Source organism: Edwardsiella sp. EA181011 (assembly GCF_000800725.1).
Classification (GTDB): domain Bacteria; phylum Pseudomonadota; class Gammaproteobacteria; order Enterobacterales; family Enterobacteriaceae; genus Edwardsiella; species Edwardsiella anguillarum.
Genome location: NZ_CP011364.1, coordinates 1,605,132 through 1,625,055, shown reverse-complemented (window position 1 = coordinate 1,625,055; position 19,924 = coordinate 1,605,132). Strand labels below are relative to the sequence as shown.

17 protein-coding genes are annotated in these 19,924 nt (G+C 59.4%); 11 read left to right on the top strand and 6 right to left on the bottom strand.

The features are described 5' to 3' along the window. Positions 1 to 9 precede the first annotated feature (9 nt). Positions 10 to 1,533 (bottom strand): L-carnitine/gamma-butyrobetaine antiporter, encoded by a 1,524-nt coding sequence (caiT, locus tag QY76_RS07165; RefSeq protein ID WP_034164147.1) that lies wholly within the window; start codon positions 1,531 to 1,533, stop codon positions 10 to 12. Positions 1,534 to 2,201: 668 nt separating this feature from the next. On the opposite strand from caiT, the gene QY76_RS07160 reads away from it, so the two are divergent. From QY76_RS07160 to QY76_RS07140, 5 genes are all read left to right on the top strand, one after another. Next, a complete protein-coding gene (locus tag QY76_RS07160; protein ID WP_045425809.1) occupies positions 2,202 to 2,975 on the top strand; it encodes an electron transfer flavoprotein FixA in 774 nt (257 codons plus the stop codon). Positions 2,976 to 2,986: 11 nt separating this feature from the next. Next, a complete protein-coding gene (locus tag QY76_RS07155) occupies positions 2,987 to 3,928 on the top strand; it encodes an FAD-binding protein (RefSeq protein ID WP_045425886.1) in 942 nt (313 codons plus the stop codon). A gap of 58 nt (positions 3,929 to 3,986) precedes the next feature. Then, positions 3,987 to 5,279: an FAD-dependent oxidoreductase FixC gene (gene fixC / locus QY76_RS07150; protein WP_045425806.1), complete on the top strand. Its 1,293-nt coding sequence runs from the start codon at positions 3,987 to 3,989 to the stop codon at positions 5,277 to 5,279. Then, positions 5,276 to 5,563 (top strand): ferredoxin-like protein FixX, encoded by a 288-nt coding sequence (gene fixX / locus QY76_RS07145; RefSeq protein WP_034164143.1) that lies wholly within the window; start codon positions 5,276 to 5,278, stop codon positions 5,561 to 5,563. Before fixC ends, fixX begins: the two co-directional genes overlap by 4 nt. Positions 5,564 to 5,673: 110 nt before the next feature. Then, entirely contained in the window at positions 5,674 to 6,990 is a 1,317-nt protein-coding gene (locus tag QY76_RS07140) for an MFS transporter (protein WP_034164142.1), read from the top strand. A gap of 59 nt (positions 6,991 to 7,049) precedes the next feature. Here QY76_RS07140 and aes read toward each other — a convergent pair whose 3' ends face one another. Beyond that, the gene (aes, locus tag QY76_RS07135) at positions 7,050 to 8,021 is read right to left on the bottom strand and encodes an acetyl esterase (RefSeq protein WP_045425803.1); all 972 of its coding nucleotides are present in this window, start codon (positions 8,019 to 8,021) and stop codon (positions 7,050 to 7,052) included. 480 nt (positions 8,022 to 8,501) lie between these two features. Here aes and caiF point away from each other — a divergent pair, with 480 nt between their 5' ends. From caiF to modD, 3 genes are all read left to right on the top strand, one after another. Further along, the gene (gene caiF, locus QY76_RS07130; protein WP_034164140.1) at positions 8,502 to 8,927 is read left to right on the top strand and encodes a carnitine metabolism transcriptional regulator CaiF; all 426 of its coding nucleotides are present in this window, start codon (positions 8,502 to 8,504) and stop codon (positions 8,925 to 8,927) included. Positions 8,928 to 9,452: 525 nt separating this feature from the next. Beyond that, positions 9,453 to 10,274: a class I SAM-dependent methyltransferase gene (locus QY76_RS07125; protein ID WP_034164139.1), complete on the top strand. Its 822-nt coding sequence runs from the start codon at positions 9,453 to 9,455 to the stop codon at positions 10,272 to 10,274. Continuing rightward, positions 10,271 to 11,119: a ModD protein gene (modD, locus tag QY76_RS07120; RefSeq protein ID WP_045425800.1), complete on the top strand. Its 849-nt coding sequence runs from the start codon at positions 10,271 to 10,273 to the stop codon at positions 11,117 to 11,119. The genes QY76_RS07125 and modD overlap by 4 nt, the downstream gene beginning before the upstream one ends. Before the next feature lie 36 nt (positions 11,120 to 11,155). Here modD and QY76_RS07115 read toward each other — a convergent pair whose 3' ends face one another. Continuing rightward, positions 11,156 to 11,728: an Ail/Lom family outer membrane beta-barrel protein gene (locus QY76_RS07115; RefSeq protein WP_034164137.1), complete on the bottom strand. Its 573-nt coding sequence runs from the start codon at positions 11,726 to 11,728 to the stop codon at positions 11,156 to 11,158. Between the two features lie 414 nt (positions 11,729 to 12,142). On the opposite strand from QY76_RS07115, the gene QY76_RS07110 reads away from it, so the two are divergent. Together QY76_RS07110 and QY76_RS07105 are read left to right on the top strand one after the other, a co-directional pair. Further along, entirely contained in the window at positions 12,143 to 12,592 is a 450-nt protein-coding gene (locus QY76_RS07110) for a hypothetical protein (RefSeq protein WP_045425798.1), read from the top strand. 277 nt (positions 12,593 to 12,869) lie between these two features. Then, a complete protein-coding gene (locus tag QY76_RS07105; protein ID WP_235439461.1) occupies positions 12,870 to 13,256 on the top strand; it encodes a DUF302 domain-containing protein in 387 nt (128 codons plus the stop codon). Between the two features lie 75 nt (positions 13,257 to 13,331). Here the strand turns inward: QY76_RS07105 and QY76_RS07100 are convergent, their stop codons facing one another. Next, entirely contained in the window at positions 13,332 to 13,961 is a 630-nt protein-coding gene (locus tag QY76_RS07100) for a ParB N-terminal domain-containing protein (protein ID WP_034164133.1), read from the bottom strand. Between the two features lies 1 nt (position 13,962). After that, positions 13,963 to 15,174, bottom strand: a complete 1,212-nt coding sequence (locus QY76_RS07095) for a phosphoadenosine phosphosulfate reductase (protein ID WP_034164132.1) — start codon at positions 15,172 to 15,174, stop codon at positions 13,963 to 13,965. Positions 15,175 to 15,522: 348 nt separating this feature from the next. On the opposite strand from QY76_RS07095, the gene QY76_RS07090 reads away from it, so the two are divergent. Beyond that, a complete protein-coding gene (locus QY76_RS07090) occupies positions 15,523 to 17,403 on the top strand; it encodes a potassium transporter Kup (protein WP_045425792.1) in 1,881 nt (626 codons plus the stop codon). A 60-nt stretch (positions 17,404 to 17,463) separates the two neighbouring features. Here the strand turns inward: QY76_RS07090 and QY76_RS07085 are convergent, their stop codons facing one another. Continuing rightward, complete coding sequence (locus tag QY76_RS07085; RefSeq protein ID WP_081854087.1) at positions 17,464 to 19,902, bottom strand: glycogen/starch/alpha-glucan phosphorylase; 2,439 nt, start codon at positions 19,900 to 19,902, stop codon at positions 17,464 to 17,466. Positions 19,903 to 19,924: the final 22 nt, after the last annotated feature.

Genomic DNA, 19,924 nt, shown 5'->3' with positions numbered 1-19,924 from the left:
ATTAACGGTTTAATATTTCCAGTACGTGGACTTGGCATCTTTCAAAAATGATATAGTTATCAATATATTGACAAAGAACAGCGGGCAGCCGCCGGCGATGATCGCCGTCTGAATCGGCTTCAGTCCGCCCAGGGCCAACAGGATGATGCCGATGATGCCGACCAGTACGGACCAGCCCACGCGTACCCAAATCGGCGGCTCTTGATAGCCACTGGCCTCTTTACAGGTCGACATCGCCAGGGTGTAGGAGCAGGCGTTGATCAGGGTCACGGTGGCGATGAAGCACAGGATGAAGAACGCCCACATGGTCGCCGTACTCATCGGCAGCGCGGCCCAGGTTTCGATGATGGCGCGGGCAACGCCGTGGGTTTCGATGGTCTTCGGCAGATCGACCATGCTGTTGTTCATCAGAGAGAGGGTGTTGCTGCCCAGAATGGTCCACAGCAGCCAGGTCGACGCCGTCAGACCGCCGACCATCCCCAGGCACAGCTGGCGCACGGTACGGCCTTTAGAGATACGGGCCAGGAAGATACACATCTGGATGCCGTACACGATCCACCATGCCCAGTAGAACACGGTCCAGGCCTGCGGGAAGCCGCTCTTGCCGACGGCATCGGTGTAGAACAGCATGCGGCCGACGTTCATCAGCAGCACCCCGACGGAGTCGGTGAAGTAGTTAACGGTGAAGCTGGTGGCACCGATGATCAGGACCCACGCCAGAACGATGATGCTCAGGTAGTTACGTACGTCACTGGCCACCTTGACCCCTTTCTGCAGGCCAAAGGCGACGCACACGGCGTTAAAGACGATCCAGCAGCAGATGATCAGCGCATCCAGCTCCAACGTATGCGGCACGCCGAACAGATACTGGATACATTCGGTCACCAACGGCGTCGCCAGCCCCAGGCTGGTCCCCATCGCCAGGATCAGCGCAACCAGATACAGGTTATCGACCACCACGCCGAACAGGCCGTTGCAGCGCTTCTCGCCCATCAGCGCGACCAGGGTGCCGCTGGGGCGGACTACGCTGATTTTGCGCACGAACAGGAAGTAACCAAAGGCCACGGCTAGGAAGCTGTAGGTCGCCCACGGCAGCGGTCCCCAGTGGAACAGGCTATAGGCCAGCCCCATCTCTTTAGCGGCGTTGGAGAACGGCGTTAGGCCAAACGGCGGCGTGGCGACATAGTAATAAATTTCGATGGAGCCCCAGAACAGGACCGCCGCAGAGGTACAGGAGGCGAACATCATGAAGATCCAGCTGACGGTGCTGAACTCTGGCGCCTCATCCCCCAGACGGCGTTGGGCAAAGGGGCCAAAGATCAGCCAAAACCACCCGCCCAGCATCACCACCATGTACCACTCGAAGGCCCAGCCCCATGAGTAGGTGATGTAGTTAAATACCGAGTTAATCACCGCGTTAGAGGCATCCAAATCGCGAATGGTCAGGTAACAAAGTAACGCAACAATAATCAATGACGGGAAAAAGACTTTGGGCTCTATCCCTGTTTTCCGGCTGCTATTTTCAGTCTTCATTTACGTATCTTCCCTCATGGAAAGGCATACCTCGCCATGATCACGTTAAGTGTAAAGGTTCTGAATAAGCCACGTTAGCGTATATAAAACACACGTTGGCGCGACATAAGTCTCTATATCATTTGAAATAAAAAAAGCAATTAATAACAAAAACACAGTAATGACATTTATCCATCTGTCTTATCTCGCGGGATAAGCAAGGACGCATGATTAATGTGTGATTATAATGAAATTTGACCGTTCAATAATCCGTGATCTTAATCAAACAATTTCTCAGGTCTCGCGCCGCCGACGCCGGCGACGCCGCCGTTACCGCCAAGAACAATTTAAAAAACAAAATAAAAAACAATTATATACAAACAAAAATGAGCAATTTCGCGCTATGCAAACGCGATGTAACACCTTCAATATTGGTGATCTATGTATTATTTTGGCATTGTGAATCATGGTATTTCTATTGGCGTCAGAATGATTTCAGCGCAAGGATGCGAGATGAGGAAATATTAAATTACGCGAGTTTTACTGGCGGTTAATTTATTTATAGACCAGGTAAATCAATTTTAACAAGCGTATTACCAAAAACACAATTTAATTTTTCTTCCTTGTGTATAGCCTGATTCAGGACAGTTTCGCTACACCCAAATTTTATATTGCCTATCGGAGAAGTGATGAAAATTATCGCATGTTATAAACTCATCCCCGAGGAGCAGGATATCACGGTCAACAGTGATGGCTCCCTGAACCTCAGTAAGGCGGATGCCAAAATCAGCCAGTTCGATCTGAATGCGATCGAAGCGGCTAACACCTTAAAACAGCAGAACAGCGATATTCATATCGTCGCCATGAGCGTCGGCGGTGATGCCCTGACCAACGCCAAGGCGCGCAAGGATGTGCTGTCTCGCGGTCCGGACGAGCTGATCGCCGTCTCGGCGGCGGGGCTGGAAAACAGCCTGCCGCACCAGACGGCCTCTCTGCTGGCCGCCGCCGCGCGCAAAAATGGCTTTGACCTGATCCTGTGCGGCGACGGTTCGGCGGATCTGTATGCACAGCAGGTTGGCCTGCTGCTGGGCGACGCGCTCTCCGTCCCGGCGATCAACGGTGTCAGCCGTATCCTTAGCCTCTCCGATGGACAGATCGAGATCGAACGCACCCTGGAAGATGAAGTCGAAACCCTCACCCTGCCCCTGCCGGCGGTCATTGCCGTCTCCACCGACATCAATGCCCCGCAGATCCCGTCCATGAAGGCCATCCTCGGCGCCGCCAAAAAACCGGCGCAGACCTGGTCTTGCGACGATCTGGACGCCGGCGATGCCCATGCCTACACCACCCTGCTCAGCGTTCAGGCGCCGCAGCAGAAGGCGCGTGCGCGGGTGATCATCGAAGGGGACGGCGAAGAACAAATCGCCGAGTTTGCAGAACATCTGCGCAAAATCGTGCGTTAATGGGGAACAACATGAGCAAATATGCAACCGTATGGGTATTCAGCGACAGCGAATCGCGTCTGGCAGAGCTGATGGGCGGCGCACGCGCGCTGGGTGACAACGTGCAGGCCGTGGTTCAAGGCGATACCCAGGCGGCGCAGGCCTTCCGTCTCGGCGCCGACGCCGTTCACGATCTCGGCGCCCTGCCGAGTGACCGCATCGTCGAAGACTACGCGGATACCCTGGAGCAGGCCATCCGCGCCCACGGCGAACGAGCGCTGGTGCTGCTGCCGGCCAGCCGCCGCGGCAAAGCGCTGGCCGCCCGCCTCGGCGCCCGACTGCAGGGCGGCGTGGTCAACGACGCCAGCGAAGTGACCCTGGACGCGGGTCAGCCCATCGCCACCCACATGGTGTACGGCGGCCTAGCGCTGGGTAAAGAGCGCATCGATACCCCCTACGCGGTCATCACCCTGGCCAGCGGCGCCTTTGCCGCCGCCGCCGAAGACGCCGCCCGCAGCGGCAGCGCCGCCGCACTGGCCTTTGTGGCGCCGGCACAGCCTATCACCTGCGTCTCCCGCCGCGCCAAGCAGGGTGAAAACGTCGATCTGGGCAAGGCGCGCTGGGTCGTCAGCGTCGGGCGCGGCATCGGCAACCAGCAGAACATCGCGCTGGCGCAGGCCTTCAGCGATGCCATCGGCGCCGAACTGGGCTGCTCGCGCCCGGTGGCGGAAAACGAGAAGTGGATGGAGCGCGAACGCTATGTCGGTATCTCCGGCATCATGATCAAGCCGGATCTGTATCTGGCCCTGGGGATCTCCGGACAGATCCAGCACATGGTCGGCGCCAACGGCGCACAGACCATCATGGCGATCAACAAGGATAAGAATGCCCCGATCTTCCAGTATGCCGACTACGGCATCGTCGGCGATCTGGTGAAAATTGTCCCCGCCCTGACCGACGCCCTGAAACGCTAGCCGTATGGCCGGCGCCGTCCCCCCGGCGCCGGCCGCATTATCTGCCACTGGAGACACCATGTCTGAAGATGCATTTGACGCGATTATTGTCGGCGCCGGTCTGGCCGGTTGCGTAGCCGCGCTGGTTCTGGCGCGCGCCGGAGCCAACGTGCTGGTGATTGAGCGCGGAAACTACGCCGGCGCTAAAAACGTCACCGGCGGCCGGCTGTATGCCCATACTCTGGAGCGTATCATTCCCGGGTTCGCCGAGCAGGCGCCTGTTGAACGCCGCATTACCCACGAGAAGATCTCCTTTCTCACCGCCGACAGCGCCGTCACCCTGGACTACCACAACGCCCGCGACGGCGCGGCCGAGGCGGCCTCCTATTCGGTGCTGCGCGGTAAATTTGATACCTGGCTGATGGAGCAGGCCGAAGCGGCCGGCGCCCAGTTTATCCCCGGCATTCGCGTCGATCGTCTGATCCAGCGCGATGGCCGGGTCGTCGGCGTAGAGGCCGACGGCGACGAGCTGGAGGCCAACGTCGTGATCCTGGCCGAAGGGGTCAACGCCCTGCTGGCCGAGCAGATCGGCATGGTACAGCCGCGGGTCGAGGCCAAAAACGTCGCCGTGGGAGTCAAAGAGCTGATCGAACTGCCGCGCGAGCTGCTGGAGGCGCGTTTTGCCCTGCAGGGGAACGACGGCACCGCCTGGCTGTTCGCCGGCACCCCCTCCGACGGCCTGATGGGCGGCGGTTTCCTCTACACCAACGGCGACTCCCTATCGCTGGGGATCGTCTGCGGTCTGCACCACATTGAGCAGGCGGGGAAATCCATCCCACAGATGCTGGAGGACTTTAAACGGCATCCGACGGTGCGACCGCTGATCGAAGGCGGCAAGACCGTCGAATACGCCGCCCACGTGGTGCCGGAAGCCGGCATCAACATGCAGCCTAAGCTGGTGGCCGACGGCGTACTGCTGGCCGGCGATGCGGCAGGCATGTGCCTTAACCTGGGCTTTACCATTCGCGGAATGGATCTGGCCATCGCCTCCGGTGAAGCCGCGGCGCGCGCCGTACTGGCCGCCCGCGAAAAGAGCGACTTCAGCGCCGCCGGACTGGCCGAGTATCCGCGTCTGCTGGAGAGCCTGCCGGTGATGAAAGAGCTGCGCCACTACCGCAAGGTACCGCAGATGATGGATAACCCGCGCATGTTCACCCAATACCCACAGCTGGCCGCCGACATCATGTCTGCGCTGTTCACCGTCGACGGACGCCCGCCGCAGCCGCTGCGTAAGACCCTGCTACAGCACTGCAAACAGGTCGGCTACCTGAATCTGCTCAAAGACGGCATTAAAGGAGTGACAGCACTATGAGCGAACCGGTTAACGTCGATGTCAAACTGGGCATCAATAAGTTCCATGTCGATGAGGGGCATCCGCATATCATCATCCGCGAACACCCGAACATGGCGGCGTTCCATACCTTGACCCTGGCCTGCCCGGCGGGGCTGTACAAGCTACAGGACGACGGCACGGTTCAGTTCGACTACGCCGGCTGTCTCGAGTGCGGCACCTGCCGCATCCTGGGCGTCGGTGACGTCCTGGAGCAGTGGAACTACCCACGCGGCACCTTCGGCGTCGAATACCGCTACGGCTGACCCTCCGGCGGAAGCGGCGCACCGTTTCCGCCGCATCACAATAATAAGCCGCCTGCCGGCGCCCCGCCTGTCGCGGGGCTTGCATCGTCACTTTTACAGATACCAGGATTATGGAACAGCCTAAAAGATTCGATGACATCCGTTTTACACCGGTGCACCGCAAGATCATGCTGTGGGGGAGCGGAGGCCCGTTCCTCGATGGCTATGTTCTGGTGATTATCGGCATCGCCCTCGAGCAGCTGACTCCCCTGCTGCAGCTGGACGCCAACTGGATAGGCATGGTCGGCGCCGCCACGCTGGTCGGGCTGTTTATCGGCACCTCGCTGTTCGGCTATGTGGCGGATCGGGTCGGGCGCCGCCTGATGTTCCTGATCGACATCATCGCCATCGGCGTGATCTCCGCCGCCACCATGTTTGTCACCTCGCCGCTGGAGTTGGTGATCCTGCGCTTTCTGATCGGCATCGTCATCGGCGCCGACTACCCCATCGCCACCTCGATGATCGCCGAATTCTCCTCCACCAAGCAGCGTGCCTTCACCATGGGGTTTATCGCCGCCATGTGGTATATCGGCGCCACCGCCGCCGATCTGGTGGGCTATCTGCTGTACGATGTGGAAAACGGCTGGCGCTGGATGCTGGGCAGCGCGATCGTTCCCTGCATCATCATCTTACTGGGCCGGGTCGAGCTGCCGGAGTCGCCGCGCTGGCTGATCCGCAAGGGGCGCCACGCCGAATGTCGCGCGCTGATGATCCGGCTGTTCGGCCAGCCGGTGACCTTTGACGACGAAGCTCCGCAAGAGACCCGCTACCGCGATATCTTCAGCCGCCGTCATCTCTCCTCGATCCTGTTCGTCGCCGCCATCTGGACCTGCCAGGTGATCCCCATGTTCGCCATCTACACCTTTGGCCCGCAGATCGTCACCCTGCTGGGGCTGGAGCAAGGGCGAGAGGCAGTGCTGGGCAACGTGGTGATCAGCCTGTTCTTCATGCTCGGCTGCCTGCCAGCTATGTACTGGCTCAACAGCGTTGGCCGCCGTCCGCTGCTGATCGGCAGCTTCGCCATCATGACCCTATCGCTGCTGATGCTGGGGCTGGTCGATCAGCCCGGGATCCTGCTGATCGTCAGCGCCTTCGCCCTGTACGCCTTCTTCTCCGGCGGCCCGGGGATCCTGCAGTGGCTCTATCCCAATGAGCTGTTTCCCACGGCGATCCGCGCCTCGGCGGTCGGCGCCGCCATGTCGCTGAGCCGCATCGGCACCGTGGTCTCAACCTACGCCCTGCCCCTGTTCATGCAGCAGCACGGGATCTCCGCCACCATGCTGGTCGGCGCCGGCATTTCACTGTTCGGTCTGCTGATCTCGGTGATGATGGCGCCGGAGACCCGCGGGCTGTCGCTGGAACAAACCAGCCGGATGAAACTGTTTTAACGCCGCCCCTGGGGGGCGGCGGCGGATCGGCGGGTAGCCCCAGGGCTACCCGCCGCGCATCAGGCAATCTGCAGCTGACGGTAAAAATAGTCGGCGCCGTCGCGCAGGGCACGGTCGGCGCTCTCCATCATCCGGGAGTAATGCAGAAAGGCGTGCATCACGCCGGGGTACATGTGGTAGCTGCAGGGCTGGCGGTGTTCGCGCAGCGTCTGGTACAGCGCCACGCTGTCGTCCAGCAGCGGATCGAACTGCGCCCCGGCGATAAAGCAGGGGGGGATGCCATGGGTGAGATCGTTGTTAAACAGGCAGTAATAGGGCGACTCCCGCGACGCCGCATCCGGCAGGTAGGCCTGCTCATAGCTCAGCATATCCGCCTGGGTTAGCCCATCCCAAACGCCGCCGTACAGGCGACGGCTGGCCGAATCTTGCAGGCCATACAGACCGTAGTAGAGCAGCACCCCGCGCACCTCGCCGCAGTCGATCCCGCGATCGCGCATCCACAGCACCGTCGCCATCGCCAGCATGGCCCCGGCGGAGTCGCCGGCAAAGCCAATCCGTGCCATCGGCAGCCCGTACTCACCGGCGCGGCGACGAAAGAAGTCACAGACGGCGACGCTCTCCTCGATGGCCTGCGGGAAGCGCGACTCCGGCGACAGGCTGTAATCTATACCGATCACCGCGCAACGGCTGTAGTCGGCCAGCAGGCGCATAATGCGATCGTGGGTATCCAGATTACCCACAATAAATCCGCCGCCGTGCAGATAGAACAGCACCGCCTGCGCCGGGTGACGCGGAAAATAGAGACGCGTCGCAACCGGGCCGTGTGGCGTCTCCACGCTGACCTGCTCACAGCGGGCCATTTCGGCACCGCCCTGATTCCAATACTGCCGCTCCTGAATATAGGCCTGACGCATCGACGAATAATCTAAGCAGATCGGTTCATCTGTTGTATTCTGCTGCTGAAATTGCAAAACCCGCTTCATTTCATCAGAGATACGCTCAGGAACATTTACTTTATTCTTTTGTTGCATACCGTTCTCCCAATCGATTAACTGATATTTTATGACATATAGAAATGGGTTCTGTGAGCTACGCCATAAGCAGAAAAAACCATTATAAATAATAGAATTACCATCGTGTTACACGAGAGTACCGCGCAACGCTGGACATCAGAAAATGTAATAAAATGACATCGACAATAATATTCATGATCACGATCGCTCCCGCCACCGCTGCGCCATGTTAATTCTCGATGCGATAATAAATACGAACAATCACTTCTTTCACACCTCAGCAAAACATTGTTTTAACAACAGCACCGCGGCGACATTTTTATCAAAAAGATATAAAAATTCATTGTGATTAGATACAGCCGTTGGGTATATTCAAATATATCCATAGCCTGTGTGCACAGACGTCAGCGATGCTGTCAGGATGCTTCACGAATATTGCACGACAGGTTACAGAATACTGTTAATTGGATTAATCATTCTGGTTAAATGGGTGGAAATATGCGTAGAGAGTATGCTCAGGAACCTTTATATCTGTCCGTTGCACGCTGGGTGATGCAACAGCAGCGTTGGGTCAGCGCCCGCGAGATAGCCCAACAGTTCGACCTTTCTCCCTGCAAAGCCATCAACACCGTCTCCTATATTTTATCCGGCGTGGAGGAGATTACCTGTCAGACCAAAACGGTCCCCAATCAGCTAGAGGGCCGCGGCTGTCAGTGCCAGCGCCTGATTCAGGTCACCCACATCGATGAGCTGATCGCCGCGCGGATCAGCAACGCCATCAACACGGAGAGTGAAGGCGCCAACGCAGAGCAGCAGGCCGCGGAGGCCGAGGCCGTCGCACGCATGGCCATCCGCCTCCCTCCCGATGAGCTCAACCGCGAACAAAAATGGCAATGGATGCTCTCCAAGGCACAGCGTAAATAAGGGCAGGATCGTACCGGGAAAGTTTACCCATCCGCACCATTCCACCCGCCACCGACGCCCAGAGGGTGGCAGAGTCAGTCCGGTGCGGACGGGTAATCATTTAGGATGTCGTAGGAGAATATAACGCAAAATACCGTTTGCGTATCGACTCCGGCGACATCAGGCTTACCTTTCCGTTATACAATAAATAAGGTATTCAGCGATATATTTATTTATTAGCTTACGTCTGATTTGGCTGATTGCTAAATTTTCCGTGCCGCATGACGCATTATTGGCTCCCCGTCATCCCCTCAGCCCCGTTTTATTCTGCCGCCGGCCGTCGCGCCCCGCACCGGACGCCCTCCGATCCCGTAGCGGCCATCGACGGCGGATAAAAAGCGCGTAATATCTTATCGAGACCACCGGCGTCGGCATCACACGGCGCTTGACGTCACGCCCACCGCTTTTCATTATATAAACAAATATATAGCGATAGCGGTCTCTGCGCCGGGTAACCGCGCAGGCGCACCGCCGAGGAGAAGGGTTATGCTGATCGATGAAATAGACTTCGCCGCGCTGTACCGCCAGCAGCTGATGCAGGCACAGCGCACCGCCAAGCCGCCAGCGCACTGGGATCGCCGGGCGCAGGCCATGTCCGTCACCTGCGCCGCACCGCAGGACCCCTATCTGCAGCAGCTGACGGCGGCGATGGATCTCAGCCGGGCGCAGACCCTGCTGGACGTCGGGTGCGGCCCCGGCAGCGTCTGCCTGGCGACGGCGCCACGCCTGCGCCAGACCTATGGCCTAGACTACAGCCAGGGTATGCTGGCGGTCGCCGCCCAGCGCGCCGAGCACCTGCGCCTGGATAACGTCACGCTGATACGGCGCGCCTGGGAGGAGCCCTGGGACGACATTCCCCGCTGCGACATCGTCGTCGCCTCACGCTCGACCCTGGTCGACGATCTGCGCCCGGCGCTGGCCAAGCTCAATCGCCACGCCCGCCAGTGGGTCTACACCACTCACCCGGTCAGCAGCAGCTTCGTTGATCCGCAGATCCTACGGGCCATCGGCCGCCCGATCCGCGAGCTGCCCAACTATATCTATGCCGTCAATATTCTCTACCAGATGGGGATCCACGCCAGCGTGAGCTTTATCGGCGCCCCCGCGGGCCTGCAGCACGCGGCGACGGTGGCGCAGTTTGCCGATGCCATCGCGCTGGCGCTGGGCGAGGTCACTCCGCAGGAGCGTCAGGCGCTAGAGGCCTATTATCACCACTGCCGGCAGCGGGGACGCGCACCGGCCGGAGCACGGCGTGACTGGGCGCTGATCGCCTGGCAGCCGCAGCCATTAACGGAGGATCGGGAATGATTTTTATCAGCGACAGCCAGCTGGACGCCTGGCTGCAGGAGGATATCCAGGGGGGTGACATCACCACCCGCGCGCTGGGGATCGGCGAACGGCGCGGTGAGATGCATTTTTACCATCGCCAGGGGGGCTGCGTCAGTGCCATCGCACTCACCTGCCGCATGCTGGCCCGGCTGGGGCTGGAGAGCCGCGCCGCCGTGCGCGACGGCGATCGGGTCGAGCCCGGCGCCCTGCTGCTGCAGGCCTGCGGCAGCGCCGCCGCGCTGCATCAGGGCTGGAAAGCCAGCCAAAATCTGCTGGAGTGGAGCTGCGGGGTCAGTGACTACGCCGCCCGCATGGTGGATATCCTGCACCGCTACCAGCCCGAAGGGCAGATAGCCTGTACCCGCAAGTCGATCCCCGGCACCCGGCTGGCGGCCATGCAGGCGGTGCTCGACGGCGGCGCCATTCTGCACCGCGCCGGCTGCGCTGAAACCGTTCTGCTGTTTACCAATCACCGGCGTTTCTGGCCGCAGCCCGATGACTGGCGAGGCATGGTGGCGAGGCTGCGTCGCCAGGCGCCGGAAAAGTGCCTGATCGTCGAGGCGGATACCCCGCAGGAGGCCGAGGCGGCGCTGGCCGCGCAGCCTGATATTCTGCAGCTGGATAAGTTCACCCCGGCGCAGATAGCGCAGCTCCGGACGCAGGCGGCCACGCTGGCCCCCCGCTGTCGCCTATCGCTGGCCGGCGGGATCAACCTGGACAGCATTGAGGCCATCGCCCAGACGGGCGTCGGGCTGCTGATCACCTCGGCGCCTTACCACGCGGCACCGGCGGACATTAAAGTCCGCCTGATGCCCTGCGCCTAACCCCGCAGCGGGGGACGCCGTGCCCCCGTCTCCGGCTTAAAAGCGGTAGCCGACGCCCAGATTAAAGCCGTTAATGCTGTGCTTGCTGCCGCCCAGATCGACGCGCGATCCCTCATAGCCCACATCGATGCTCCAGTTGGCCAGCGGGTTAATCTGCAGGCCGGCGCCGTACATCAGCGACCCCTTAGTGCGCGTTTGCTGCAGACTGCCCTCTTCATAGCCGCCGACCCACACGTCACGCCAGGCGGCGGAGACCGCGGTTTTATTTACGTTAACCCCCAGCAGACCATAAACGCTGACGCTATCATTAATCCGCCAGGCCGGGCCTGCCGCCAGAGAGTAATATTTCAGATCCCCATTACCGCGATAATATTCCGGCCCCGCGCTTTCATTGAACGCCTTGCTGCCGCCCATATAGGTAAAGGAGGTCATCAGGCTAAGGGGAGAGTCCCACTCATAGCGATACTTAAGATTAACCCCGGTGATATTTTTAAAATCAGCCACTTTGGCCTGGGCATAGCCCAGTGAAACCGTCTGCCCCTCGGCCATTGCCGGCGCAGCGGCGCCCAGGGAAATCAACAGAGATACTGCACAAAAACTTTTTTTCATTATGATTATTCCTAAAAATAAATAATATATACATCCAGAGACAGCCAGATACGCCTACGGCCAGCGGCGCGGCGCAGTCGCTGAATGGCGTACCGTCTTATTTTAGCGACGCGAAAGTGCCGCTATGACCGGCGTAAAATAACATTGAAAAATATACCAAACATAAACGAACCCTCATTTTCCACGCTCTACGGTGGATAAATAGGAATAGCGGAAAAAATTACATCGTTTTTACCGAGTAGTCACTTCGGAGTTTATTTAATTGTATTGCAAATAAACCTTAACGCTAAAAAATACCACTAGGAATAATACCAATTTATTTAAAACAGCTTGATCTCAGAGTATAAGAATGAATAATAGCCAGCCGGTTTCGGCACAGCATCACAAATAACTAACCAAAAATAGGTATCTATAATGAAAAAAACAACTCTGGGTAAGTTCTTTTTTATCGCAGGCGCCTCAGTGTTATTAAGCGCCTGCGGCGGGGTCGCGCTCCAGCCCTATGCCGCCTATGGCACACCGGTCAACGTCATCGCCCCCGCCGGACAGTATAGCGAGTGGCACACCGACAGCCGCAGCCATACGACCGGCGATAGCCATACGCAGTCTCAGGGAAGCTGCACCCAGAGTGAGGACAGCGTATTCAGCGATAACGGCGTCACCCGCACCCGCCAGAGCAACTGCAACAACAGCAGCCAGACCCACAGCAGCAGCACCACCAAAAGCCGCTCCAGCAGCGTCGGCTTCAGCGTTGGTGGCCCTATCGGCGCAAGCCTTGGGCTTATCAAACAAATGGAAACCATAAACCGCCCAGACAATAACGCGATGGGGAACCACGATATGTTCAAAGAGTTCGGTTTCTAAATGTCCGGCGCACGTATCGCCGGCGCGTCATTACCCCGGCCAGCCGGGCCTGCCCGGAAGACGCTGCGGGCACGGCGAGCCGGAATGCCACCCGGCGATAGAGACGCGGGAACAACAGAATAAGACGCTGGCGCAGCGTAGACGATGGCCGGTGCGGATAAGCTAAACGCTATTTTCCTCTGACCCGGTGGGAGAGATTATGATCGCACGTACGCTTTTGTTCTTGGCACTCAGTTTACCGTTTATCACCCATGCAGCCCCCCTGCCAGGAGATAATATGACCCTGTCCCAGATCAGCCCTTATGACTTCCCGCAAACCCGTCAACGCCTGCTGGATACCATCAACGCCCGCCACCTGACGCTCTTTGCCGAACTGGACCACGCCGCGGCCGCCCGCCAAAGCGAACTAACCATGCCGCCCACCACGGTGCTGGTCTTTGGCAACCCCAAAGGCGGTACCCCACTCATGCTGGCCCACCCGGAGCTGGCGCTGGCGCTGCCCTACCGGGTGCTCATCGCCCAGCAGCCAGATGGCCACGTGCGGGTCAGCTACCCAGACAGCGCCGACTATGCCCGCTATGGGCTGAACGACGCCGAGCTGGCACAAATGGCCAACATGCCCGCCGTCGTGCAGGCCGCCCTGCAGGCGCAAAACGGCGTTTAGGGCATCCTGCGCCAGCGTATGACACGCCGCCGACCACCATCAGGCGCCTGGCGGCCCCGTTTGGCGCTACGCCGACTACTTCACTGTCCATCCCTGGCTGTAGCCTTCGTCAGCAAACAGCTCCGCCAGCCCGCTGATCTGCTTGAGCCGCAGCACCTCATCGGCATCCATGCCCAGCTCTTCGCCGATGCGCCCCTCGTCCCAGCCCAGGCGGTGCAGATCGCGGACGATATCGGACATCGGCGCGATCTGGTGCTTGCCGCGGGCTCGGTTATGACGGATCGTGGCCGCAATGCGCGCCGCCGCATCCTCACGCGCGCTGGCCAGCAGCGTCACCGGCAGATAGCCCTGCAGACGCCGGCGTAACGCCCCGTTCTTGCGGCCCAGAAGGTAGCGGTGAAAACCGTCGATCACCACGTAGCGCTCTCCCTGCGCCACCGCTACCACCGGCTGGGTATAGCCGTCCGAGGCCAGCGAACGCTGCAGCAGCCGCTTTTCGACCGGCGCCATCACGTTGGGGTTATAGTCATTGGCCTCAACCTGTTCATTGGCGATCCACAGTACGCAGTCCACCGGCTCGTCGGCAAAGGGGCTGTAGCGATGCAGCAGCGTACGCAGCCGATTAAGCAGCGCGACGCGCTGCGCCGTCTCCGACTGAGACTCCAGCAGGCCGATCAGCGCCTGCTCTAGGGCTTCTAGGGTCATCTCAGATAATCTCCCATTGATGGCGCTTCTGCTGTATGCGTTTAACATAGCGTGCGTAGGCCTGTGGCCGATTGGGGCTGAATGACAGCGTTCGACACCAAAAGTCATTTTTTATCAGTGTCTTGCAAATCCGACGCCACGAGGGAATATCCCGAGCGCCCAGATCGCGCTCCTGGCTATCGGGAATATCCTGCGGGTAGCCATGGCTCAGATACCAGCGCAGATAAATGGCGATCTTATTGCGGTAATGCTCCGCCGTTTTCTGCGGCATGCTGGCCAGCAGATAGTGGACATAGCTCTTCCAGGTATGCTGGGGCGGCTTGTCGATCTGCCGATTGAGGGCATAAAACGCCCCGCTCTGATTGGCGTAGATGGCGCCGCCGTTGGCGCCGGCAACCCGCGAGCAGGCGCGTCCCCAGGTCGCCGGCTCCAGCACGTGGTACAGCCACAGCCCCTTACGCTGCTCCGGGCCAAAAGGCTCGCAGATACGCATCTGACGCAGCGGTACCCCGGCGCGATACATCAGATCATACAACGGGTTATAAGGCAGACGCTGCTGCGCGTTAAAGTGCCAGATATCGCTGGCCTTCCAGTCATACAGCGGATAGGCGGTATAGTAGAAGCCATCCTGGGAGGCGGTCGTCCAGGGCTTGTCGTCGTCATAGCGCAGCTTGCTATGCGACGCCACCGCCATAAAACGGTTCAGGGACTCATCGGCGCGGATCCCCACCAGCGTCGCCATGCTCTTACGCCCCGATAGCCAGAGGGAAAAGGCCACCACAAAGGCTTCGAAGCTGATACCCGGCGTATGGAACGGGAAGAAGGCCGGATCGGTGATGGCGTCCGGCGGCGGTTGGCGCACCCACGTCACCCCCGGTTGCCAGCAGGTCCACTCCGTTTCATACTGCGATACCCCGCTGGCCGTGGTCAGCGGCAGCGCCACCCAAAAGAAACGCTCAATCACATCCTGGTAGCGCTGACGCATACGCTCAATATGCTGGATAGTATGGCTGAACTGCACCTCCCAATCGACAAACAGCACGAAGATACGGCGCTTTTTCCTGCGCGCGACCTCGGCGGCAATATGCAATAAAACGGTAGAGTCCTTGCCGCCGGAAAATGAAACACACACCCGGGGAAAGGTGTCAAATATCCAGTTCATCCGGGCATAGGCGGCAACGAAGACGTTCTCCTTCAGCGGGATCTTTTTCATAATTTCCCTATATAATTAATATTTACACATCATTAAAATAGATAGCAGGCTTAGCGTGTTTTGAATATTAAATTTAAATACCAGCGCAACGCCAACGTTTTTTAATCCAATTATTCTAGCGATCACAGTTTTATTATTATGAATAAATATTTGGAATGAATTCACCAAGACAAATAAATATATAAAATAATTTAACGTCCGGCCGACAATAATCGCGCCGCCGCCGTATAGCATCAATGGCAACGCCGCGCCGCCGCAGGGGAATAACAATATCGTCCGCAGGCCAATTCATCATAGAAATTGTCTATGCTATACTATGAAAATCAAGTAATTATCAGGAGATATGTCATGCCCGAGCGTACGGATAACGACGCATCCACCGGCAAGCGTCTACCTATCCTGGTATTTGGCGCATTGGGCATCGTCTTTGGCGATATTGGTACCAGTCCGCTCTATACCCTGAAAACGGTACTCTCTCTGGCCGGAAACCCCCATGCCCCCGCCGATGTGCTGGGGCTGCTTTCGCTGGTATTTTGGACGCTGGTCATTATTACCTCGCTTAAATATGCCCTGTGCGTCATGCGCATCGATAACCACGGCGAGGGCGGTATTCTGGCGCTGATGTCCCTGCTGGTGCGCCACAAACATTCGCGACCGGCCATCGTCATGGCGGCCCTGTTCGGTGCGGCGCTGATCTATGGCGATGGGGCGATCACCCCGGCCATTTCAGTCCTTTCCGCGCTAGAGGGGCTCAATCTGGTCATGCCGCAGCTGGATCCCTATATTCTGCCAGCGACGGTCGTCATTCTGGTGCTGATGTTCGCGCTGCAGCATCTGGGAACCGCGCGGATCAGCAAGCTGTTTGCCCCGATTATGACGCTGTGGTTTCTCTCTATCGCCGCGCTGGGCATCTGGGGCATCAGCCGTCATCCCAGCGTACTGCTGGCGATAAATCCCTACTACGCCATCCACTTTATGCTGACGCACGACACGCTGAGCTTTGTCGTGCTCGGCGGCGTCTTTCTGTGCGTGACCGGCGCCGAGGCGCTGTACGCCGATATGGGCCACTTTGGACGTAAGCCGATCTGGGGCGCCTGGTTCGGCATCGTCTTTCCCAGCCTGCTGTTGAACTACGCCGGGCAGGCTGCCCTGGTGCTCTCCGGCGCCGATCTTAGCCAGAACATCTTCTACCTGCTCTGCCCGACGCCGCTGGTGATCCCGCTGGTGATCTTGGCGACCCTGGCCACCATCATCGCCAGCCAGGCGATCATCAGCGGCGCCTTCTCCATGACGCGCCAGGCTATCCAGCTCGGCTGGCTGCCGCGCCTGCAAATCAAGCAGACCACCGAGGAGAGCTACGGCCAGATCTATATCGGCAGCATCAACCTAATGCTGATGATCGTCACGCTGCTGCTGGCCATCTTCTTTAAGACGTCGGAAAACCTGGCCGCGGCCTACGGCATCGCCGTCTCGCTGACCATGACCCTGACCTCGTCGCTGCTGTTCATCGCCATGCGGGAGATCTGGCGCTGGTCCCTGCCCGCCAGCCTGTGCGCCGCCGGGTTCTTCATGTGCGTGGATCTGCTGTTCCTGTGCGCCAACCTGACCAAGCTGCTGGAGGGGGGCTATATCCCGCTGCTGCTGGCGCTGGCCATCTTCACCCTGATGCTGGTCTGGCATAAGGGCAGTCGGATGGTGCTGCGCAAAACCCAGGAGCGCATGATCCCGCTGGCCAGCTACCTGCACACCCTTGAGGCGCAGAATATCCCGCGGGTGCCCGGCACCGCGGTGTTCCTGACCCGCTCCTCCGCCGGAGTGCCATCGGTGATGCGCCTGCACGTACAGCGCAACGGTTCACTGCACCGCAACGTGCTGCTGCTGACCATCCTGGTCGACAATATTCCCTACGTCGCGCCCGCGGAGCGAGTGACCCTGACCCAGATAGCGCCCAATCTGTGGCGTTGCAGCGCACACTACGGCTTTATGGAGCACCCCAACATTCCCCAACTGCTGAGCGGAGCCGACTTTGAGCACTGCCAGAGCGATCCCAAGGAGATGACCTACTATATCGGCCATGAGTCCCTGATGATGAAGGATCGAAACAAGGCGTTCCCTACCTGGCAGCGTAAGATATTCCGCGTCATGATGCGCAACAGCGCCCATGTCACCGACTACTATTATCTGCCCAGCGATCAGGTCGTCGAAATCAACCGCGTGGTGGCGCTGTAAGCCCTCCGGCATCCTAAAAAAAGGGCGGCCCGCGGGCCGCCCTTTATCCTCTGCGCGGCGCTACCCATCGGTATTCCAGATCTCGCGGCAGTAGCCACGGATGGTGTAATCGCTGGAGAAGTGCCCCATCCGGCTCATCCCCCACAGGGTGCGGCGGTGCCATTCGCTATGCCGGCTAAAGTCCAGCTGGGCCTGCTGGTGAGCGTGGCGATAGTCATCAAAGTCGGCCAGGTGCATGTAGTAATCCGACGCGGTCAGCATCTCATACAGCGGGCGGAACCGTTCGCGATCGGCGCACAGCTCACCGGACACCAGCGCGTCCAGCGCCATCTGTAGCGACGGCTGCTGGCTCAACACCTCATAGGGTCGGTAGCCCTGCGCCTTCCTCTGGGCTATCTGCAGCGTCGTGTGGCCAAACAGGTAGAAGTTCTGCTCTCCCACCGCCTGGCGGATTTCGATATTGGCGCCGTCCAGCGTCCCGATCAGCAGGGCGCCATTCATCGCAAACTTCATGTTGCTGGTGCCAGAGGCCTCCGTACCGGCCATCGAGATCTGCTCTGACAGATCGCAGGCGGGGATCAGCCGCTCCGCCAGCGAGACGCTGTAGTCCTCCAGAAACACCACGCGGATAACTCCGTTCACCCGCGGCAGCTGGCTGATGCGCCGCGCCACGCAGTTCACCAGCTGCAGGATCAGCTTGGCCAGGGTATAGCGCGGCGCCGCCTTGCCGGAGAAGAAATAGATCTTCGGCGTCGCCAGCTCCCCGCCCTCCTGCAGGCGCTGATACTGATAGATAATGTGCAATACGTTGAGCAGCTGGCGCTTATATTCATGGAAACGCTTGGCGTGAACATCAAACATGGCCATCGGATCCAGGGCGATCCGGTAGCGGCTGTAGACATAGTTACTGAGCGCCAGCTTATTGTCGGTTTTAATCCGCCGCACCCGATCCACCACCTGACCGTCGTCGCAGTAGTCCGACAGCTGCGCCAAACGATGGGGATCGTCCAGCCACCCCGGGCCGATAAGCTCGGTAAAAAACTGCGCCAGCGCGGGGTTGGCCAGCTGTAGCCAGCGGCGATGGGAGATCCCGTTGGTCTGGTTGACGAACTTGTCGGGGGTCAGGCGGCTGAACTGCGGCAGCAGCATATCGCGCACCAGTTCGGAGTGGATGGCCGAGACGCCGTTGACCTTATGGCTGCCCAGCGTCGCCAGATTCACCATCCGCAGACGCTTCTCGCCGCTCTCATCGATCAGCGACAGCGACGGCAGCAGCGGCGCGGCGTCATCGGGATAGCGACGGCTGACCGTGGTCAGGAAACGGTGGTTAATCTCATAAATCAGCTGCAGATGACGGGGCAGCAGGCGCTCCACCAGCGGCAGCGACCAGCACTCCAGCGCCTCCGGCATCAGGGTATGGTTGGTAAACGAGCAGGTGCGGCAGGTCATCGACCAGGCCTCATCCCAGCCGATACGGTACTCGTCCACCAGCACCCGCATCAGCTCCACCACGATCAGCGCCGGATGCGTATCGTTAATGTGCACAGCCGCCCACTCCGGCAGCCGGCGAATATCCTGGTGCTCGGCGAAGAAATCACGCAGCAGGTCACGCACGGTGCAGGCGACCAGAAAGTACTCCTGGGTCAGGCGCAGCTCTTTGCCGGAGAGAATTTCGTCGGAGGGGTAGAGGATCTTGGAGATATTCTCGCTGCCGATCTTCTCGCCGACCGCCCGCAGATAGTCCCCCTGGTTAAAGATGAGGATATCGAAGGAGTCAGAGGCCGCCGCGTGGTACAGACGCAGGCGGTTAACCCCCTTATCCTCTCCGCCGCTGACATAATAGTCGTTGGGAACGCCCAGCAGCACCTTCCACTCCAGCCACATCGGGTTATAGTTTCCCTGCGCGTCGAAGCCATGCTCTATACGCCCGTAGATCGGAATGATCATGCTCTGGCTCGGGTGCTGGATAATCCAGGGCGAGGCGGCCGAGTGCCACTCATCCGGTTTTTCGATCTGCTGATCATTGATGATCAGCTGACGGAACAGGCCGTATTCATACTTGATGCCGTGACCGCTGGCGGCGACGTCCAGAGTCGCCAGCGAATCCATAAAACAGGCGGCCAGTCGCCCCAGGCCGCCGTTGCCCAGCGCGGCGTCCGGCTCGCTGTCAAACAGCGCCTCCAGCGCCTGCCCCTCGGCCGCCAGCGCCGCCTGCGCCGTCGCGTACAGCCCTAGATTCTGCAGGTTAAAGCGCAGCGATTGGCCGATCAGAAACTCCATCGACAGGTAGTACACCCGCTTGCGCCGCTGATGCGCGTGACGCTGCCGGGTTTGACAGTAGGCGTCATACAGGCGATCACGCACCACCAGCGCCAGGGCATTGAACCAGTCCCGCTGGCCCGCCGCCGCCGGCTCCATACCGACGCGATGGCGCAGCGCGCTGACGATCTGGCGCTGCATACGGCTTTCACTGCTCTCGCTTTCCGCGCTATAGGACATACGCTGCTACCCCTGTTATCTC

Bases quoted from the DNA above. Each gene is read 5' to 3' on its own strand.
- caiT (WP_034164147.1), bottom strand. From the start codon at position 1,533: ATGAAGACTGAAAATAGCAGCCGGAAAACAGGGATAGAGCCCAAAGTC.
- QY76_RS07160 (WP_045425809.1), top strand. From the start codon at position 2,202: ATGAAAATTATCGCATGTTATAAACTCATCCCCGAGGAGCAGGATATC.
- QY76_RS07155 (WP_045425886.1), top strand. From the start codon at position 2,987: ATGAGCAAATATGCAACCGTATGGGTATTCAGCGACAGCGAATCGCGT.
- fixC (WP_045425806.1), top strand. From the start codon at position 3,987: ATGTCTGAAGATGCATTTGACGCGATTATTGTCGGCGCCGGTCTGGCC.
- fixX (WP_034164143.1), top strand. From the start codon at position 5,276: ATGAGCGAACCGGTTAACGTCGATGTCAAACTGGGCATCAATAAGTTC.
- QY76_RS07140 (WP_034164142.1), top strand. From the start codon at position 5,674: ATGGAACAGCCTAAAAGATTCGATGACATCCGTTTTACACCGGTGCAC.
- aes (WP_045425803.1), bottom strand. From the start codon at position 8,021: ATGCAACAAAAGAATAAAGTAAATGTTCCTGAGCGTATCTCTGATGAA.
- caiF (WP_034164140.1), top strand. From the start codon at position 8,502: ATGCGTAGAGAGTATGCTCAGGAACCTTTATATCTGTCCGTTGCACGC.
- QY76_RS07125 (WP_034164139.1), top strand. From the start codon at position 9,453: ATGCTGATCGATGAAATAGACTTCGCCGCGCTGTACCGCCAGCAGCTG.
- modD (WP_045425800.1), top strand. From the start codon at position 10,271: ATGATTTTTATCAGCGACAGCCAGCTGGACGCCTGGCTGCAGGAGGAT.
- QY76_RS07115 (WP_034164137.1), bottom strand. From the start codon at position 11,728: ATGAAAAAAAGTTTTTGTGCAGTATCTCTGTTGATTTCCCTGGGCGCC.
- QY76_RS07110 (WP_045425798.1), top strand. From the start codon at position 12,143: ATGAAAAAAACAACTCTGGGTAAGTTCTTTTTTATCGCAGGCGCCTCA.
- QY76_RS07105 (WP_235439461.1), top strand. From the start codon at position 12,870: ATGACCCTGTCCCAGATCAGCCCTTATGACTTCCCGCAAACCCGTCAA.
- QY76_RS07100 (WP_034164133.1), bottom strand. From the start codon at position 13,961: ATGACCCTAGAAGCCCTAGAGCAGGCGCTGATCGGCCTGCTGGAGTCT.
- QY76_RS07095 (WP_034164132.1), bottom strand. From the start codon at position 15,174: ATGAAAAAGATCCCGCTGAAGGAGAACGTCTTCGTTGCCGCCTATGCC.
- QY76_RS07090 (WP_045425792.1), top strand. From the start codon at position 15,523: ATGCCCGAGCGTACGGATAACGACGCATCCACCGGCAAGCGTCTACCT.
- QY76_RS07085 (WP_081854087.1), bottom strand. From the start codon at position 19,902: ATGTCCTATAGCGCGGAAAGCGAGAGCAGTGAAAGCCGTATGCAGCGC.